This window comes from Streptomyces sp. NPDC127119 (assembly GCF_042677425.1).
Taxonomy (GTDB): domain Bacteria; phylum Actinomycetota; class Actinomycetes; order Streptomycetales; family Streptomycetaceae; genus Streptomyces.
Genome location: NZ_JBHXTO010000177.1, coordinates 1 through 16,859, shown reverse-complemented (window position 1 = coordinate 16,859; position 16,859 = coordinate 1). Strand labels below are relative to the sequence as shown.

Below are 16,859 nucleotides of genomic sequence, written 5' to 3'. Positions count from 1 at the left end.
GTCGCAGACAGGCGACGGCGGCCGCCACACCCGTCCATGGCCGGGTGCGTTCTTCGACTACCCGCGTTGTCAGCCGATTCACAGCGCGTCCGGGGGCTTCTCCAGACCCTCACACAGGCCTCCGCGCAGGCCTTCACGCCGCCTTCACGCAGGCCTTCACGCCGGCCTTCACAGAGACCTTCACGCGGGTCGGATCCGCCGCATGGAAGCCGTACGGAGGCCGCGTGGTCGCGGTGGGTGGTCATCGGGGCCCTCGATGATGGCGTAGAGTGAGACATGTCGACGCGGGGTGGAGCAGCTCGGTAGCTCGCTGGGCTCATAACCCAGAGGTCGCAGGTTCAAATCCTGTCCCCGCTACTGTCGAAGAGGGTCCGGACCTTTTGGTCCGGGCCCTCTTTCGTTAGCCCTCAGGGTTCTGCGACCGGTCCGGCCCCGCTCCGATACGGGCCAGTACCTGATCGGCCAGTTTTCGCGGAGGCAGTTCGCCGTCCAGGAACACCGTGTCGGCGGGCAGGGTGTCGGCCGCGGCCATGCACGGCCCGATCCTCTCCTTGCACCAGCGCCGCACCAGCGCCTCCCGCTCCGGATCGCCCGGCGCATGGAGCCAGCCGTCGGTACTCCTCGACCAGTCCCACCGCCAGGCTCGCGACCTGCCGCCGCCACAGCCGAAGATCCTGGAAGTCGCCGGTCGGGACCTCCACGATCTCCCGCAGCACATAGCCGACCATCTCCGGGTCGTAGACCAGCGCGTCGGGCCGGCGTGGACGCAACTCGTCGACCAGCGTGCTCTTTCCGCTGCCGAATGCCCCGTTCACCCAGACGATCAACGTGATCCCCTCAACTCCGTTGCCGTGCCCGCGAGTCGGGTCCGACCCACCGGATCAGCATGCGGCACGGCAAGGCTCAGCACGGCTCAGCACGGCACGGCTCAGCACGGCACGGTCCAGTCCGGCCGAGTCGATCGGCCGCCTGCGGGCTGCGAGTTGAGGATTCGGCGCTCCCCAGTCACTCTCCGCGGTCACGGCGAAGTCTCCGCTGAGGGACCGCTCGAAAACCCGGTGGCCGTCGCGCCGGCGCTCCCGATACCGTCGGGCCCCCGGCAGGCCGCGGCAGCGGTTGCCTCGTCCTGCCTCATCATCCAGAGAGTGATTCCAGTGACCGGCCTTCGAGCGACGACGACCCTGTGGCGCCCCACCGGTCCCAAGGAGCTGGAGTTGGTCCGTGAGCTGGACTGGTGTGCCTGGCCGCCCCGGCTTCCCGAGCAGCCGATCTTCTACCCGGTTCTCAACGAGGACTACGCCGTCAGGATCGCGCGGGACTGGAACGTCAAGCACGACGGCGCCGGTTTCGTCACGAGGTTCGAGGTCGACTCCGACTTCGTGCGCAGGTATCCGGTCCAACAGGCGGGCGGCCGGACGATCCTGGAGCTGTGGGTACCGGCCGAGGAGCTCGATGAGTTCAACGCGCACATCGTCGGCCGGATCCGGGTGGTTCGTGAGTTCCACGCGGGCGGGGAGACCCCTACGGGTTCGGACGTGAGGTCGGAAGCCCGGTGAACAGACGGCGCCAGAAGAAGCTGTCCCGACAACTCGTCAGCGCGGCGACCTTCGGCGACAGCACCCGGATCGGCGCTCTCCTGCGAGCCGGTGCCGACCCCGGGACGGCCGACACCGAAGGCACCACGCCGCTCTACGCCGCGGCGGTCCACGGTGCCACCGGCAATGTCCTGTGCCTGCTGGCGGCCGGGGCCCTGCCCGACACCGAGAGCGGACACGGTACGGAAGGCACACCCTTGTGCGGGGCCGCCTGCTGGGGGCACGTCGAGACGGTCCGTGCGCTTCTGGCGCACGGTGCCGACCCACAGCTCCGCGAGGATCACGGCGCGGGCCGTACCCCGCTGGAGTGGGCGATGACCGGGCCATATCCGGAGACGATCGACGTGCTCCTCGCCGTGGGCGCCCAACCGTCCGGCCAGTTCACCTGACCCAGCCCCTGTCCCGAGGCACCGGGACCGCTCAAGGCGTCAGGACTCGTCCGGCGAAAGCGCGTACAGCTGGGGGAGGTTGACCACGATCGCCTCCTGCGTGCTGCGCGCGATGACGACCACCGCCTCGTCGTCCGGGTCCGGGTTCTCCTCCCGGTGCGGGACGAACGGCGGTACGAAGATGTAGTCGCCGGGAGAGGTCCGCAGCCGTACCTCCTTCGGCCCCTCGCCCTGGCCCGCGCCTCCGCCCTCGCCGTCGGGCCCGCCGTGCCCCGAGTCGTCGATGAAGACGAATTCCGGGTGCCCGCTCACCACATAGATGGCGGTCTCGGACTCACCGTGGTGGTGGTCGGAGGAAGCCGTCGAGGGGGCCACATGTGTCTGGCCCATCCACAGCTTCTCGGAGCCGACGGTCTTTCCGCTGACAGCCGCGAACCTGCGCATCCCGCCGCTCTGCGCGGTGTCGCCGTCCAGGGAGTCGGCGCGGATGTGGTGCAGACGGCTGCGCAGGGATGCGGTCGGCTGTTCCGGGGTGTCGTGGAGGTGTGGGTGGAAACCCTCACCGGGGGTCGTCAGCGGCTCGCTCATGGCGGCGACGCTAGAGCGGTCCCGAAAAGGATGTCAAGAGGTGTCCTTTGGCTTTCACCTGCGGCAATGTTCCCGCAATGTGGGAAACAAGCGGCTGAAGCCCCGCGTGCCGACCCGCTCCTCAGGCATGATGTGCGCATGCATATTTCCGCGAAGGCGGACTACGCCATGAGGGCGCTGCTGGAGCTCGCCCGCGAACCTTCCCGTCCGCTCACCTGTGAAGCCATCGCCTCCTCGCAGGAGATCCCGTTCCGCTTCCTGAAGTCCGTGGTGGGTGAACTGCGCAGAGCCGGCCTGGTGCGCAGCCAGCGCGGCTGCGAGGGCGGTTACTGGCTCGGCAGATCCGCCGAGGAGATCACCCTGCTGGACGTCACACGTGCCGTGGACGGCGAGTTGATCACCCTGCGCGGCGAGCCGCTGGCGGGTCTCGACTACCCGGGCCCCGCGACGGGCCTGCCCGATGTGTGGCGCGAGGTCGAGGCCGGTGCCGCGGCGGTCCTGGGCGGGGTGACGCTGACCTCGCTGCTCACCAGGGGAGCGACGGGAGCGGCGGCAGCGACGGTAGCGACCGAAGGGCTCGCCCGGAGAGGCGCCGCGTGACACCCGGGCCGCAACCGCAACCGCAACCGCAACCGCAGCCGAAACCGAGGCCGCAGCGGCTGCCCCAACAACCCCCGCAACCGGGGGCGTTGGCCCCGGCGCCGGTCGAAGTCGTCGAGTACACCGACCCGTTGTGCCCTTGGGCCTGGGGATCGGAGCCCGTCTTCAGGAAGTTGCGGGTGGCACTGGCCGGCCGGGTCCGGTGGTGGCGGGCGTACGCGATCCTCTTCGACCACGACGACGATCCGCCGCCCGACCCGGCGGCGGAGACGGCCTGGTATGCGCGCTACGTCGAGGAGATCAGTTCGCACAGCAGGGCCCCGCGCCCCGTGCGGCTCAGCCGTATGCCGGCCGACTCCTGGCCCTCCTCGCTCGTCGCCAAGGCCGCCGTCCTCCAGGGCGAAGAGGTGGCCGAGCGGGTCCTGCGGCGGCTGCGGGAGAGCGTCTTCGTGCTCGGCGAACCGGCGGACACCCCCGACCTGGCCCTGGCCGCGGTCCGGGGCGTACCGGATCTGGACGTGCGGCGGCTGGCGGTCGACGCCGCCTCCGGGGCAGTGCTGGAGCAGGTGCGTGCCGACCGGCTGGAGGCCCGCCGCCCGGTGGCCGAGGTGCTCACCGCGCAAGGCGGTTCGCCGCATCCGGGCGCGGCCAAGGAGACCGACGAGGGCGGACACCGGTACGCCCTGCCGACCCTGCTCGTCCGGACCGCGGACGAGTACCGCGTCGTACCCGGCTGGCGGCCCTTCGAGGAGTACGCGGCGGCCGTAGAGGAACTGAGTCCCGGACTGTCGGCGGACCCCGCCCCGCTCGCTCCGGCGCACGCGCTGGAGCGCTACCGCAGCCTCACCGATCCGGAGCGGTCTCTGCTGACCGAGGGCCACTGGCCGCCTCCGGGCGCCGTGCGGGTGGACACGGCGGGCGGGCCCCTGTGGCTGCACCCCGACGAGGCGGCAACTCACCCTGCCGCACGCTGAATCCAGCCCGTCCGAGGCTGTGAACTGCGACGGACGCTGTCCCGCCCAATGAGACACCAATTGGTGTCCATTGACAGTCGGTTGCGGGAGCCCCCAGGATGAGCACCATGCTTACGACGCACCCCGGTGTGGTGTGCCGCTACGTGGACCTGCGGCGCACCAGCAGCGCACTCTGTCGCTGACCCTTCGCCGTCCCCGGTCCGCAGACGCCTGACCGCCGTTTCCAGCACTTGCTTTCCGGTGCTCGACCGAGCCGTGCCCGCCTCTGCGTCCTCCTCTCCGTGCCCCGTCGCACACCTTCTTCGCCTACCGGCCCGCCCCTGTGCGCGCCCGTCGACTCCTCCACCCCGGTAGTCCCGCGATCCCGCACGCTCCTGCCCTGAGCGCCGCGCGCCCCGAGCGCGCGCCGGCGCTTTCCCCGGCATGTCCGTGCCACCCGATCCGGGGCCAGTCACCGGTCCGGGTCTGAGCCGACGGTCCGCACGCGGAGGGTCTGGTCCTCCTGCCTTGCTCCTTCTGCCCCGGCCCCGGCCGGAGCCCGCCAAAGGAAGAACGAGATGCCCGCTCACCTCATCACCCGCCGCCCCGGAGCGGACCGCCGTTCGTCCAGAAGCGCAGGCCGCCTGCGGGCCGCAGCCCTCGGAACCGCCTTCGTCGCCGTGCTCACTCCCGTACTGAGCGCCTGCGGCGGTGACTCCGCCGCCTCGGGCGGCGGCTCCACGCTGAAGTGGACCTCTTCGTACTTCCCGACCCACTGGGACCCGGTCGTCGGGGGCAGTGGCGCGCAGTTCCGCGAACTCGCCCTCACCTACGCCTCGTTGACCCGTACGGACGAGAGCGGCAAGGCCGTTCCCGACCTCGCCAAGAGCTGGGAGTACAACGACAAGGGCGACGAGATCACCTTCCATCTGCGCTCCGGCCTGAAGTTCAGCGACGGCGAGCCGGTCGACGCCGCCGCGGTCAAGGCGGCCATCGAGCGGGCGCAGAAGCAGAAGAACTCGGCGCTCTTCGGCGACCTGACCTCCATCAAGTCGGTGGACGCCAGTGGCCTGGACGCGGTCCTGCACCTCAGTCAGGTCGACTACCAGATCCCCCAGCTGCTCGGTCAGCGTGTGCTGCAGATCGCCAGCCCCAAGGCGGCGAAGAATCCCGAGAAGCTGGACCAGAACCCGGTCGGCGCGGGCCCGTTCGTCGTCACCCAGGTGATCCCGGGCACCAAGGCGCTCCTGAAGAAGAACCCGGACTACTGGGACGCGAAGAACATCCACATCGACAACGTCGAGCTGACCTCCGCGCCCGACGCCTCCACGGTCGTCTCCGGACTCCAGACCGGTGTCTACAACTTCGCCGACCTGGACCCGAGTCAGGCGTCCGCCGCCAAGAAGGCCGGCCTGGACGTCTTCGTACAGCCTGGCTTCAACGCCTCCAACCTCAGCCTCAACGTCAACAAGGCACCCTTCGACAACGACAAGGTCGTCGACGCCGTACGCCACGCGGTCAACCGCAAGGAGTTCGTCGACAAGCTGACCTTCGGCTACGGCGAGGTGACCGACCAGCCGTTCCCCAAGGGGTACGAGGCCTACGACCCCAAGTCGGAGGACGCCTACCCCTACGACCCGGCGAAGTCGAAGAAGCTCCTCGCCGAGGCCGGCTACAAGTCCGGTGACATCAAGCTGAACCTGGTCATCCCGGCGGAGGACCCGCAGGCGGAGATCGTCCAGTCGCAGCTGGCCGCAGTCGGCATCAAGGTCACCATCAAGATCGACAAGAACTGGGCCACGCCGTTCTTCGCGAAGGACCTGACCTTCTCGCTGTACGGGACGACCGGCCGTGACTCCGCGGCGCAGACCCTCACTGCCCACTTCGGCCCCAACGGCCCGCTGAACCTCAGCACGCCCTACGAGCCGGCCGGTTTCGAGGCCGCCATCGCCAAGGTGCGCAAGACCCCGCTGGACGCCCCCGACTACACCCAGGTGCTCCAGGCGGCGACCCGGGCGGGCCTGGAGAGCAAGGCGCTGGTCTTCACCTACTCCCAGCCGAACCTCATCGCCAAGAGCAAGTCGATCTCGGACCTGCCGAAGAACCCGGCCCACATCGACTGGACCGGCGTGACCATCTCCGGCAGCTGACACCCGTACCACCGGACAACCCACCACAAGAGAGGGGCAAGCCCATGACGACGACCGCGGAACAGGCCCCGCCTGCCCGCCGTCGCGGGGTCGTCGGGACCAGGGTGCGGCACACGCTCGGCCGCCTCCTGGTCACCCTGGCCCGGTCGGTCGCGATCTTCGTGCCCGTCTTCCTCGTCGCGACCTTCGTGACCTTCGCGCTGCGGTCGATGAGCGGACTCAGCCCGGCGCGGATCCAGTTGGGCGAGGAGGCGACCCCCGAGGCGATCGCCCGGGTCGAGGCCCAGTGGGGTCTCGACCGGCCCTTCCTGGTCCAGTACTGGGACTGGTTCACCGGTGTCCTGCACGGACAGCTCGGCACCAGCTGGACCAACGGCGCCGACATCTCCACACTCATCGGCCTGGGCCTCGGAGTGAGCCTGTCCGTCGCCACGTTCGCGCTGATCATCGGTGTCGTCCTCGGCTTCACCCTCGGCACGCTCGCGGCGCTCAAGCGCACCACCTGGATCGACCGGGCCATCACCGGCTTCGTCACCCTGATCTCGGTGATGCCCGCGTTCGTCGTCGGCATCGTGCTGGTCGCAATCTTCGCCGTGGGACTGCATCTGTTCCCCTCCGCCGGATACATCCCGGCGGAACAGGGTTTCGGCCCCTGGCTCGCGCACATCACGCTCCCGGCGCTCGCGCTCAGCTTCGACGTGGTCGCGGACGTGGCCCGCCAGCTCCGCGGCAGTCTCGTCGCCGCCTTCCGCGAGAACTATGTGACGGGCGCGGTCGTACGGGGCCTGAGTCCCCGTCGGATCTTCCTCGGCCATGTGCTCCGCAACGGCATCGGTCCGGCCCTGGCCACCCTCGGCCTGAAGTTCCCCGCACTGGTCGGCGCCTCCGTCGTCACCGAGTGGATCTTCGGTCTGCAGGGCTTCGGCAGGTTCGCCAACGACTCCGCCCAGGCCGGTGACGTACCGGCCGTACAGGGAGTCCTCGTCGTGTCGATCGTCCTGGTCGTCCTCTTCAACCTGATCGTCAACCTGGTGCTGGCACGTGTCACACCGGCATCCCAGCGGGGGGTATGACCATGGTGCGCCGCGTCCTCAGCCTGACCTCCGGCCGGATCGCCGTGGTCGTCCTCACCCTGATCGCGCTGCTGGCGGTCCTCGGCCCGCTGCTCGCCCCGCAGAACCCCCTGGCCACCAGCGACAACACCCTCGCCGCGGCCTCCGGATCCCACTGGCTCGGTACCGACTACCTCGGCCGGGACACCTTCAGCCGGCTCCTGGACGGCTCACGCGTCAGCGTGCTCGGCTCCCTCGAAGTCGCCGTGATGGCCCTGGTGGTCGGCGCGATCCCCGGCATCCTGTCGGTCTACCTCGGCCGGACCTTCGAATGGCTCACCCTGCGGCTGGCCGACACCCTGGTCGCCCTGCCGTTCCTGCTGTTCGCGGTCGCCGTCATCGCCCTCCTGGGCAACGGCATCACCCAGGCCATGCTCGTCACCGGAGCGCTGGTCTCCCCGCTCTTCTACCGGGTGGCCCGCGCCGCGACCCTGGCCGTCGCCCGCTCGCCGTACGTGGAGGCCGCGCTCGTCGCGGGTGCCTCGACCGGCTGGATCGTCCGCCGTCACGTCTGGGTCAAGGTGCTCCCGCCGATCGCCGTCGCACTCGCCCAGACCATCGGCGTCGGCTTCATCATCGTCTCCAGCCTCACCTTCCTGGGTATCGGCGTCCAGCCTCCCGCACCCACCTGGGGCGGACTGCTCGCCTCCGACCTCGGCTACCTCAGCTACCAGCCGTGGGCGCCCCTCGCCCCCGCGGTGCTGATCATGATCACCGTCTGGGCCAGCAACCTGCTCGCCGACGCGATCCGCGACGTCTCCGGCGAAGCGGGCCGGGCCTTCGTCAACACCCGCAAGGCACGCGCCAATCGCCTCGGCAAGCCCGATCCCGTATCCACCGGAGGTGCGTGATGACCACGCTGTCCGAGAAGGCCGCCCCCGGCACGACCCTGAGTGCCGCCGAGCCAGCCGAGCCCGTCGGTGAGCTTTCCACGGCGGTCGCGACCGCCGCACCCGTGCTCACCCTGCGCGGCGTGCGCATCAGCGACCGCGTCACGGACCGCGAGATCGTCCACGGCGTGAGCTTCGAACTCACCCCGGGGAGAACGGTCGGCATCGTCGGAGAGTCGGGCAGCGGCAAGACCCTCACCTGCCGGGCCGCACTGGGCATCCTGCCCCCGCACTTCGAGGTCTCCGCCGGCTCCGTCGAGATCGCCGGCACCGACATCGCGACCCTGACCCCCCAGCAGTGGACGGCCCTGCGCGGCGCCACGATCAGCGCGGTCTTCCAGGACCCGGCGTCCTACCTCAACCCCTCGATCCGGGTGGGCGCGCAGATCGCCGAGGTCATCCGGGTCAAGAAGGGCCTGAAGCGGCGCCAGGCACGCCACCGTGCCGTCGAACTGCTCCAGGCCGTCCAACTGCGCGATCCGGAACTGGTCTACGGCCAGTACACGCACGAGCTGTCCGGCGGCATGCTCCAGCGTGTCCTGATCGCCGCCGCGATCGCCGCCGACCCGCGGATCCTCATCGCCGACGAGGCGACGACCGCGCTCGACGTCACGGTCCAGGCCGAGATCCTCGACCTCCTCGCCGAACTGCGCGAACAGGCCGGCCTCGCCCTGGTGGTCGTCTCCCACGACCTGGCCGTCGTCGCCCAACTGTGCGACGAGGTCCTCGTCATGCGCGAGGGCGAGGTGGTGGAACAGGGCCCGACGAGCGACGTGCTCCACCGTCCGCGCCACGAGTACACCCGACTGCTCATCGCCGAGCACGACCAGTACGGCCTGGAGAAGTTCCTCACGCCGCAGGAGACATCGTGACCACCGAGCAGACACAGGGACAGGAGTCCGCCGACACGGGGGCGGACGGACGGGCCGTCCTGGAGGTCACCGGCCTCGACGTGCACTACGGGCCCCGCCGACAGCGCCGCCGCGCCCTGCACGACGTCTCGCTGAGTGTCGCCCCCGGGGAAACCGTAGGCATCATCGGCGAGACGGGATCGGGCAAGTCCACCTTCGCTCGCACGGTCCTCGGCCTGGTACGCGCCTCCGCGGGCCGGATCGTCATCGGCGGCGAGGACGTCGGGGCGTACGGCAGCCGTCAGTGGCGCAGGCTGCGCCGCCGCGGGGTCGTCCAGTACGTCTTCCAGGACCCGCTGCGCAGCCTCGACCCCGACCTCACCGTCGAGGAGTCACTGATCGAGCCGCTGCTCGTCCAGGGCGTCGCACGACAGGAAGCAGCCGAGCGGGCCCGTACGTTCCTCGCCCGCGTCCAGCTCTCCGAGGACCTGCTCGACCGGCTGCCGGGGGAGCTGTCCGGCGGGCAGCGCCAGCGGGTCGCGGTGGCCCGGGCGCTGGTCACCGAGCCGAAACTGGTCATCCTCGACGAGCCGGTCAGCGCCCTCGACTCGGCCAACCGCGTACAGATCCTGCAGATCCTCAAGGACCTGCGCGCGGCGGGCGTGGCCCTCGTCTTCATCTCCCACGACCTGGGGTCCGTCGCCGGGGTCGCCGACCGTATCGCCGTGCTCTACCAGGGCGAACTCGTCGAGGTCGGCGCGGCCCGCGACGTCATCACCGACCCCCAGCACGTCTACACCCGGCTGCTCGTCGGCTCCGCGCCCACCCTGCGCAGTGCCTCGGCCGACCGCGCCGAACGCGACCGGCTCCGCGCGCTGCTGCACGCTTGAGCCCGCGCACCCAGGTGCGCCGGCGAACCCCTGCATCCCTGTGCACCCCTCAACTTCCGCACCACCGAGAGGAATCCGCATGCCCCGCACGATCCACCTCGCCCTGCACCCCTACGGCGTCGGCGGCCCCGGCCAGCACGGTCTGTGGAAGGACCCGAGCGTCGCGAAGAACGCCAGCATCGACATCAACTACTACATCAAGCAGGCGCAGGCAGCCGAACACGCCCTGTTCGACGCCCTGTTCGTGGTCGACAGCCAGTTCATCAACGCGACCTACCCCTCGCACTATCTCAACCGGCTCGAACCACTGACCCTGTTGTCGGCGGTCGCCACCCACACCCGGCACATCGGCCTGGTCGGCACGGCGAGTTCGACGTACAACTCGCCCTTCAACCTCGCCCGCCGGTTCGCCTCCCTCGACCACATCAGCGGCGGCCGGGCCGGCTGGAACGTGGTGACCAGCTTCGACACCGGCACGTCCCGCAACTACGGGCTGGACGAGCACCTCGACTACACCACCCGCTACGACAGGGCGCTGGAGTTCGTCAAGGTCGCCCGCGGTCTGTGGGACTCGTACGAGGACGACGCGTTCCCCGCCGACGTCGAGCGGGACATCTTCCTCGACCCCGCCAAACTGCACGAACTCAACCACGAGGGCGAACACTTCAAGGTCGCCGGGCCGCTCAACCTCTCGCGCTCGCCGCAGGGCCAGCCGGTCATCTTCCAGGCCGGTGTCTCCGAGGAGGGCCGCGACCTCGCCGCGCAGGTCGCCGAGGGCATCTACGCGCCCGGCGGTTCACTGCAGCAGGCGCAGGACTACTACGCCGACATCAAGAAGCGCACCGCCTCGTACGGCCGCGACCCCGAGCACATCAAGATCTTCATCCATGGTGGACCGGTCGTCGCCGCCACCGACGAGGCCGCCCAGCGCCGCGAGCGGGAGATCTTCGAGGAGGACAACGACTTCAAGGGCAACCTCGCGCTCCTGGGCCGCTCCTTCGGCGCGTACGACTTCAGCGCGCACGACCTGGACGCGCCGTTCCCGGACGTGGCCCATCTCGCCGAGAAGGGCGGTCGCACCGGCGCGTCCAAGCTGATCGAGCGGGCGAAGGCCGAGAACCTGACGCTGCGTCAAGTAGCCCAGTCCGTGAGCGAGTTCCGCCGCTCGCCGTTCGTCGGGGCGCCGGCGACCGTGGCCGACACCATCGAGAAGTGGTTCGACGCCGGCACCTTCGACGGCATCAACCTCGCCTTCCGCAACAACGCCGACCTGGAACTCTTCGTCGACGGTGTCGTCCCGATTCTGCAGAAGCGCGGACTGTTCCGCACCGAGTACGCGGCCGACACCCTGCGCGGCAACCTCGGCCTGCCGGTCCCCGCCAACCGCAACACCCGCGAGCCCGGCCTCGCGGACCACTGAGGACAGGGACATGAGCGAACTGTCGGTGACGGGTGGGCGTGACGTCCACACGGTACGGTTCCCGGCCGCCACCCCGCCGGACACGGTGGACGTACTGATCGTCGGCGCGGGCCCCGTCGGCCTCTCCGCCGCGGTCGAACTGGCCGGACGCGGCGTCCGCGTCGCCGTCGTGGACCGCGCCCGCACCGCGACCCTGGTACGGGCCGGAGCGATGGGACACACCCCGCGCGTGGTGGAACACTTCCGCCGCTGGGGGCTGCTCCAGCGCATCCGGGACGCCTGGACCTACCCGCCGGAGTGGAACCAGGGCACCAGACTGGTCACCTCCCTGGCCGGACACGAACTGGTCCCGCTGCCGCGCCCGTCCTTCAACTCCCCTCGCCACACGACCCCGTACGCGTCGGAGGAAGCGCTGCGACGGCCGCAGACCGTGCTCCAGCAGGTCTTCCTCGACCGGCTGCGGGAACAGGGCGTGAGCGTCGCGGGCGGCTGGGAACTCCAGGCACTCCACGAGCACGCCGACGGCATCGACGCCGAGATCGTGGGCGTTGGCGTGGCTGGTGACGGGGCCGGGGGCGTGGCCGGGGGTGAGCGGCGCACCGTCCGTGCCGCCTACGTGCTGGGCACCGACGGCGGGAGCAGCACCACCCGGCGGCTGGCGGGCATCGGGCGCGAGGGCGAGCACGCCACCGAGAAGCGGCTGCGGCTCATCGTCCGTACCGGCGACATCAGCGACCGGGTCGGAGCGGCGCCGAGCGGCAGCAACATCGTCGTCAACGCGAAGGCGTCCGGCTTCCTGGCGGCGGTGAGCACCCGCGAGTGGCGGGTCTACGCGGGCCCGTACCCGCTCGACCACGAGCCCACCGAGGACGAGCTGCTGGAGATCGGCCGGGCCGCGTTCGGGTTCGACCTGGACCTCGAACTGGTCTCGGCGACGACGTTCTACCACGCCACCCGGATTGCCGAGACGTTCCACCGCGGCCGGGTCCTGCTGGCCGGTGACGCCGCGCATGTCCGTACTCCCGGCGGCAACCTCGGCGAGGGCTTCGGCGACGTCGTCAACCTCGGCTGGAAACTGGCCGCGGTGATCGGCGGTCACGCGCCGCGGACGCTGCTCGACTCCTACGACGAGGAGCGCCGCAGACACAACTGGCGGATCGCCGACCACTCCCTCCAGCGGGCCCGCCGCACCCAGTCGACCCTCGCGGAGATCCGCCGCGGCGGCATCCCCGACGACGCCGACCTCGGCCCGGAGGCCGTGCGGCGCCGGCAGGAGATCGGTGAACGGCTCGGCAAGGACCGGGACCCGGCGGCGGGCGTCACCTTCGACGAGCGCTACGACGCGTCGAGCGCCGTCTGGTACGAACCCGGCCAGCTCGCCTCCGAACCACGCTGGCGTGCGGACGTCTACGAGGACGACCCGCGACCGGGCCACCGCGCCCCCGACGGACACGTCGACCCGTACGGCGGCACGCTCCACGACCGCATCGGTGTCTCACTGGCCCTGCTCGTGCTCACCGAGGACCGTGACGTCGAGCAGGCCTTCGTCGCGGAGGCCGCGGCACGGGCACTGCCCTTCGCCGTGATCCACCTGACCCACCCCGAGGCCCGCGCGGTCTACGGCACCGGGAACGTCCTCGTACGCCCCGATCAGCACGTCGCCTGGCGTGGCACCCAACTCCCCGGCGGAGGCGCCGGCGCGGTCCTGGACCGGGTGCTGGGGGCCGGCGGCGAGCGGGGGACCGACGCCGACGCCGACGCCGACACCGACACCGACGGCACGGGCACCCAGGGACTCGTCTCGGTCGGCGGAGCCGGAAGCGGTCCCGGAAGCGGTCCCGGCGGTCTCGGACGCGGAGCCGAACTGTGAGCCGCTCGGCAACTCGGCGACGCAGCGGACGACTTCGAAAGGCGAACACCTCATGACCACCGGAACACCGCGCTTCAGACTCGGCTTCCTCACCCATGTGCAGGGGCGGGGCACCGACCTGGCCCAGACCTACCGCAACGCGACCGAACTCTTCGTCGTCGCCGACGAACTCGGCTTCGACGTCGGCTGGGTGGCCCAGCACCACGTCCCCGGAAGCGGTGGCGGCCTCTCCTCACCCTGGACGTTCCTCGCCCACGCCGCGGCCCGCACCACCCGCATCCGCCTCGGCACGGCCATCACGGTGCTGCCGCTGGAGGACCCGCTGCGCCTCGCCGAGGACGTCGCCGTCGTCGACACGCTCAGCGGCGGGCGCGTCGAGGTCGGCGTCGGCAGCGGATACAGCGAGCTGGAGTACGCCGCTTTCGGCCGGGACCCCGCCCGCAAGCGCGAGTTGACCACCGAGCATCTGAGCGTGCTGCGCACGGCCCTGGCCGGTGAGGAGGTGCGTACACCCGGATTCCGCGTCCAGCCCGCGCCCGGCGACTTCTCCGACCGGATCTGGCAGGGCGTCTTCAGCGGACCCGGCGCCCGGCACGCCGCCGCCGGCGGTTCGAACCTGCTGCTCAACCGCGCGGCCTACGGGTTCGACGCACCCACCGACGAGATACAGCGGCCCTGGGCCGACGCATACCTGGACGCATGGGACCGGCCGCGTCGCCCGCGGATCGGGCTGTCCCGGTTCGTGTTCCCGGCGAAGGACCGGCGCACGGCCCTTCGGCACATCGGTGACGACGTGCACCGGGCGGCGCTGCGCATGGCCGACAGCGGCGCCTTCCCCGAGGGCCTCGCGCCGGAGGAGGCGCTGCGCCGCTTCCACTGCTTCTACGGCTCCACCGAGGAGATCGTCGCGGAGCTGCGGCAGGAGAAGGTGCTGCCCCTCGCGACCGACCTGATCACCCAGTTCAACCCCGCCGTCCTCGACCACGACACCGCCGTCCGCGCCCTCGAACTCATCGCGACCGAGGTGGCACCCGCCCTGGGCTGGCAGCCCGCGACCGAGCCCGCACTCGCAGGAGTCTGACATGACCGAATACACCGACCACCACGCCCCCGAGGGCCTGCGCACGCGCGGCACCGTCATCGTGGTCCCCGGCAGGGGAGAGACCCGCGAGACCTACACCCGGCTGGGCAGGCGACTCGCCGCAGACGCCTACCGCGTCCGTGTCGTCGATGCCCCGGACATCGACGCCGCCGACCTGGACGGCCAACTGGCCGACTTCGGCGCACGGTTGACCGCCGCCGGTCACGGGACCGTGGGGGAGAACGGAACCGAGAACGGGACCGGGGAAGGGATCGTCCGACCGGTCGTGTTCGTGGGCGCTGACACCGGGGCCCTGGCCGTCGCCGCGCTCGTCGGCACGGGTGGCACCCCGACCGGCCTGCGACCGGACGCCGTCGTACTCGCCGGACTTCCCGGCCACGCCACCGGCGCCGTCGACGCCGCCGGAACCTGGGACGACGAACTCGACGTACGCACGTCCTGCCCCGCCCACCGGGGCCGGCTCACGGACGACACCCGGGTACGCCGCGGCGCACTCGGCGAGCCGGTGCCGGAGGCCCTGCTCGCGGCGGCCCACGGCAGCGAGGCCGATGTGCCCGCGCTCATCCTCGTCGGCGACGCCGATCCGCTCGCTGACCACGACGCGCTCGTCCGCACCGCCAAGTCCCTGCCCCGCGCCCGCCTGTCGACCGTCCGCGGCGGCCACCACGACGTGCTGAACGACCTCCAGCACCGCTCCGTGGCGGCCGAGACCGTCACCTTCCTGGAGACCCTGCGCAACGAACTGGTGCCCCTGATCGTCGTGGAGACCAGCGACTGGTGAGCGGGCCGCGCCCCACCCCTCACGTGCCACGTCCGAACCCCGAATCCTGAAAGGTCCCCTCATGGCCGCGATTCTGTCCGTCTCCGGAAGCCCTTCGGCCACCTCCCGCACCACGCGACTCCTGCGCCACCTGGACGACCGGCTACGGGACCAGGGGCACGACGTCATCTCCCTGGAGGTACGCACCCTGCCCGCCGAGGCGCTGCTCGGTGCCGACTTCCGGCACCCGGCCGTCGTCGAGGCCACGGCACTGTTCGAGCGGGTGGACGGCGTGGTGATCGGCACCCCCGTCTACAAGGCCGCCTACTCGGGGCTGCTCAAGTCGCTGCTCGACCTGCTCCCGCAGTACGCGCTGGCCGGCAAGACGGTGCTGCCGCTCGCCACCGGCGGCAGTACGGCCCATGTCCTGGCCATCGACTACGCGCTGCGCCCGGTTCTCAGCTCCATGGGGGCCGCGCACATCGTCCAGGGCTGGTTCACGCTCGACAAGGACATCACCGCCGGGGACGACGGCGGTCTGACCGTCGCACCGGGAGCTGCGGAGGCCCTGGCGCAGGTCACGGACCAGTTCTCCGCGGCGCTCGGAGGCCGTACGACCGTGCTTGCGCCCGTGGGATAGACCGGGTTCGCCCGACTCGGCCCTGCACATGATCTTTTTACGTTACCTTTGCCAATCGGGAACCTCTCCTGACGCGGCAGCCGTTCATCTGACGGACCGCGTACAGGAATCAACCGTGTACAGGTAACAGCAGAAGCCGAGGTGGCAGTAGTGGCGATGTTCGACCGGCTCAAGGAGCAGGCGAAGAACCTCCAGCAGTCCCGGAGCGGCGGGGGAGGGACGGGTCAGGGACAGCACGGTGGCCATGCGCCCGGCTCGTCCTCCGCCGGTTCCTCGGGCTCCTCCGGCGGCGGCTCGAAGGCTCAGCTGCTCGGGCTGTTCAAGTCCCAGCTCGCGTCGGCGAAGGCCGAGCTGAAGAGCGGCTCCTACCGGGACGCCAGCATGGCGATGTGCGCCCTGGTGGCCGCGGCCGACGGGCACGTCGACCCGGCGGAGCGGCAGCGCGTGGAGGAGCTGATCGCCTCGAACGAGGTGCTGCAGAACTTCCCCGCGGACCAGCTGCGCCAGCGCTTCAACCAGCACGTGGACCGGCTCACGGCCAACTTCGCACAGGGCAAGGCGGAGGCGCTGCGCGACATCGCCAAGGCGGCCAAGAAGCCGACGGAGGCCCGTGCGGTCGTCCAGACCGGCATGGTGGTCGCGGGCGCGGACGGTCACTTCGAGGCGTCCGAGCAGCAGGCGATTCGTGAGGCGTGCCAGGCGCTTGGGCTGTCGCCCACGGAGTTCGGCGTCTGAGGGACGCGCTCTGCTCCGGCCCCGGCCCGGTCCGGTCCGGTTGTAGGGTGCGGCGCCGTCGTGGCTGGCCGCGCAGTTCCCCGCGCCCCTGAAAAACGGGGCTGCGCCCCGGCTTTTCGTCTCCGGGGGCGGGCGCCGTCGTCTTTAGGGGCGCGGGGAACTGCGCGGCCAGCCACGACGGCGCGGTCGTTTTCACGGCGCGGCCGACCACGACGGCGCCGTCGTCTTTAGGGGCGCGGGGAACTGCGCGAACACCCACGACGGCGCGATCGTTTGAGGACGGGGCCGGCCACGACGGCGCCGTTGTTTTTGGG

16 protein-coding genes, 1 tRNA gene and 1 pseudogene are annotated in these 16,859 nt (G+C 70.8%); 16 read left to right on the top strand and 2 right to left on the bottom strand.

Going from position 1 to position 16,859, the window contains the following annotated elements:
* Positions 1-283 precede the first annotated feature (283 nt).
* Positions 284-357 (top strand) — tRNA-Met (locus tag ACFVH5_RS39725).
* A 43-nt stretch (positions 358-400) separates the two neighbouring features.
* On the opposite strand, the pseudogene ACFVH5_RS39720 reads toward ACFVH5_RS39725, so the two are convergent.
* Positions 401-827: pseudogene (locus ACFVH5_RS39720) on the bottom strand (TmrB-like protein).
* A gap of 327 nt (positions 828-1,154) precedes the next feature.
* Between ACFVH5_RS39720 and ACFVH5_RS39715 the strand changes: the two are divergent.
* Both ACFVH5_RS39715 and ACFVH5_RS39710 read left to right on the top strand, forming a co-directional pair.
* Positions 1,155-1,556: a hypothetical protein gene (locus tag ACFVH5_RS39715; protein WP_385838561.1), complete on the top strand. Its 402-nt coding sequence runs from the start codon at positions 1,155-1,157 to the stop codon at positions 1,554-1,556.
* On the top strand, positions 1,553-1,984 hold the full coding sequence (locus tag ACFVH5_RS39710; protein ID WP_385838560.1) for an ankyrin repeat domain-containing protein: 432 nt from the start codon (positions 1,553-1,555) through the stop codon (positions 1,982-1,984). The genes ACFVH5_RS39715 and ACFVH5_RS39710 overlap by 4 nt, the downstream gene beginning before the upstream one ends.
* A 39-nt stretch (positions 1,985-2,023) precedes the next feature.
* Here the strand turns inward: ACFVH5_RS39710 and ACFVH5_RS39705 are convergent, their stop codons facing one another.
* Positions 2,024-2,572, bottom strand: coding sequence for a cupin domain-containing protein (locus ACFVH5_RS39705; RefSeq protein WP_385838559.1), 549 nt, complete (start codon positions 2,570-2,572; stop codon positions 2,024-2,026).
* 138 nt (positions 2,573-2,710) lie between these two features.
* Between ACFVH5_RS39705 and ACFVH5_RS39700 the strand changes: the two genes are divergently transcribed.
* The 13 genes from ACFVH5_RS39700 (at position 2,711) to ACFVH5_RS39640 (ending at position 16,545) form a co-directional block, all read left to right on the top strand.
* Complete coding sequence (locus ACFVH5_RS39700; RefSeq protein ID WP_385838558.1) at positions 2,711-3,172, top strand: RrF2 family transcriptional regulator; 462 nt, start codon at positions 2,711-2,713, stop codon at positions 3,170-3,172.
* Positions 3,173-3,231: 59 nt separating this feature from the next.
* Positions 3,232-4,146, top strand: coding sequence for a DsbA family protein (locus tag ACFVH5_RS39695; protein WP_385838563.1), 915 nt, complete (start codon positions 3,232-3,234; stop codon positions 4,144-4,146).
* A 557-nt stretch (positions 4,147-4,703) separates the two neighbouring features.
* Positions 4,704-6,275 carry an ABC transporter substrate-binding protein gene (locus ACFVH5_RS39690; protein WP_385838557.1) on the top strand — a complete coding sequence of 524 codons (1,572 nt, stop codon included), beginning with the start codon at positions 4,704-4,706 and terminating at the stop codon, positions 6,273-6,275.
* 44 nt (positions 6,276-6,319) lie between these two features.
* Positions 6,320-7,348, top strand: coding sequence for an ABC transporter permease (locus tag ACFVH5_RS39685; protein WP_385838556.1), 1,029 nt, complete (start codon positions 6,320-6,322; stop codon positions 7,346-7,348).
* Between the two features lie 2 nt (positions 7,349-7,350).
* On the top strand, positions 7,351-8,238 hold the full coding sequence (locus ACFVH5_RS39680) for an ABC transporter permease (RefSeq protein ID WP_385838555.1): 888 nt from the start codon (positions 7,351-7,353) through the stop codon (positions 8,236-8,238).
* The gene (locus ACFVH5_RS39675) at positions 8,238-9,149 is read left to right on the top strand and encodes an ABC transporter ATP-binding protein (protein WP_385838554.1); all 912 of its coding nucleotides are present in this window, start codon (positions 8,238-8,240) and stop codon (positions 9,147-9,149) included. Before ACFVH5_RS39680 ends, ACFVH5_RS39675 begins: the two co-directional genes overlap by 1 nt.
* Positions 9,146-10,018 (top strand): ABC transporter ATP-binding protein, encoded by an 873-nt coding sequence (locus tag ACFVH5_RS39670; protein WP_385838553.1) that lies wholly within the window; start codon positions 9,146-9,148, stop codon positions 10,016-10,018. Before ACFVH5_RS39675 ends, ACFVH5_RS39670 begins: the two co-directional genes overlap by 4 nt.
* Before the next feature lie 79 nt (positions 10,019-10,097).
* Entirely contained in the window at positions 10,098-11,438 is a 1,341-nt protein-coding gene (locus tag ACFVH5_RS39665) for an LLM class flavin-dependent oxidoreductase (RefSeq protein ID WP_385838552.1), read from the top strand.
* 10 nt (positions 11,439-11,448) lie between these two features.
* Complete coding sequence (locus ACFVH5_RS39660; protein ID WP_385838551.1) at positions 11,449-13,308, top strand: FAD-dependent monooxygenase; 1,860 nt, start codon at positions 11,449-11,451, stop codon at positions 13,306-13,308.
* A gap of 52 nt (positions 13,309-13,360) precedes the next feature.
* On the top strand, positions 13,361-14,389 hold the full coding sequence (locus ACFVH5_RS39655; protein WP_385838550.1) for an LLM class flavin-dependent oxidoreductase: 1,029 nt from the start codon (positions 13,361-13,363) through the stop codon (positions 14,387-14,389).
* Between the two features lies 1 nt (position 14,390).
* Positions 14,391-15,191 carry an alpha/beta hydrolase gene (locus tag ACFVH5_RS39650; RefSeq protein WP_385838549.1) on the top strand — a complete coding sequence of 267 codons (801 nt, stop codon included), beginning with the start codon at positions 14,391-14,393 and terminating at the stop codon, positions 15,189-15,191.
* Positions 15,192-15,252: 61 nt separating this feature from the next.
* Complete coding sequence (ssuE, locus tag ACFVH5_RS39645; protein ID WP_385838548.1) at positions 15,253-15,810, top strand: NADPH-dependent FMN reductase; 558 nt, start codon at positions 15,253-15,255, stop codon at positions 15,808-15,810.
* A 150-nt stretch (positions 15,811-15,960) separates the two neighbouring features.
* Positions 15,961-16,545, top strand: coding sequence for a tellurite resistance TerB family protein (locus tag ACFVH5_RS39640; protein WP_385838562.1), 585 nt, complete (start codon positions 15,961-15,963; stop codon positions 16,543-16,545).
* Positions 16,546-16,859 lie beyond the last annotated feature (314 nt).

What these genes read in the sequence shown, in the direction of transcription:
- ACFVH5_RS39705 (WP_385838559.1), bottom strand. Translation starts at nt 2,572, where the DNA reads ATGAGCGAGCCGCTGACGACCCCCGGTGAGGGTTTCCACCCACACCTC.
- ACFVH5_RS39700 (WP_385838558.1), top strand. Translation starts at nt 2,711, where the DNA reads ATGCATATTTCCGCGAAGGCGGACTACGCCATGAGGGCGCTGCTGGAG.
- ACFVH5_RS39690 (WP_385838557.1), top strand. Translation starts at nt 4,704, where the DNA reads ATGCCCGCTCACCTCATCACCCGCCGCCCCGGAGCGGACCGCCGTTCG.
- ACFVH5_RS39685 (WP_385838556.1), top strand. Translation starts at nt 6,320, where the DNA reads ATGACGACGACCGCGGAACAGGCCCCGCCTGCCCGCCGTCGCGGGGTC.
- ACFVH5_RS39680 (WP_385838555.1), top strand. Translation starts at nt 7,351, where the DNA reads ATGGTGCGCCGCGTCCTCAGCCTGACCTCCGGCCGGATCGCCGTGGTC.
- ACFVH5_RS39675 (WP_385838554.1), top strand. Translation starts at nt 8,238, where the DNA reads ATGACCACGCTGTCCGAGAAGGCCGCCCCCGGCACGACCCTGAGTGCC.
- ACFVH5_RS39665 (WP_385838552.1), top strand. Translation starts at nt 10,098, where the DNA reads ATGCCCCGCACGATCCACCTCGCCCTGCACCCCTACGGCGTCGGCGGC.
- ACFVH5_RS39660 (WP_385838551.1), top strand. Translation starts at nt 11,449, where the DNA reads ATGAGCGAACTGTCGGTGACGGGTGGGCGTGACGTCCACACGGTACGG.
- ACFVH5_RS39655 (WP_385838550.1), top strand. Translation starts at nt 13,361, where the DNA reads ATGACCACCGGAACACCGCGCTTCAGACTCGGCTTCCTCACCCATGTG.
- ACFVH5_RS39650 (WP_385838549.1), top strand. Translation starts at nt 14,391, where the DNA reads ATGACCGAATACACCGACCACCACGCCCCCGAGGGCCTGCGCACGCGC.
- ssuE (WP_385838548.1), top strand. Translation starts at nt 15,253, where the DNA reads ATGGCCGCGATTCTGTCCGTCTCCGGAAGCCCTTCGGCCACCTCCCGC.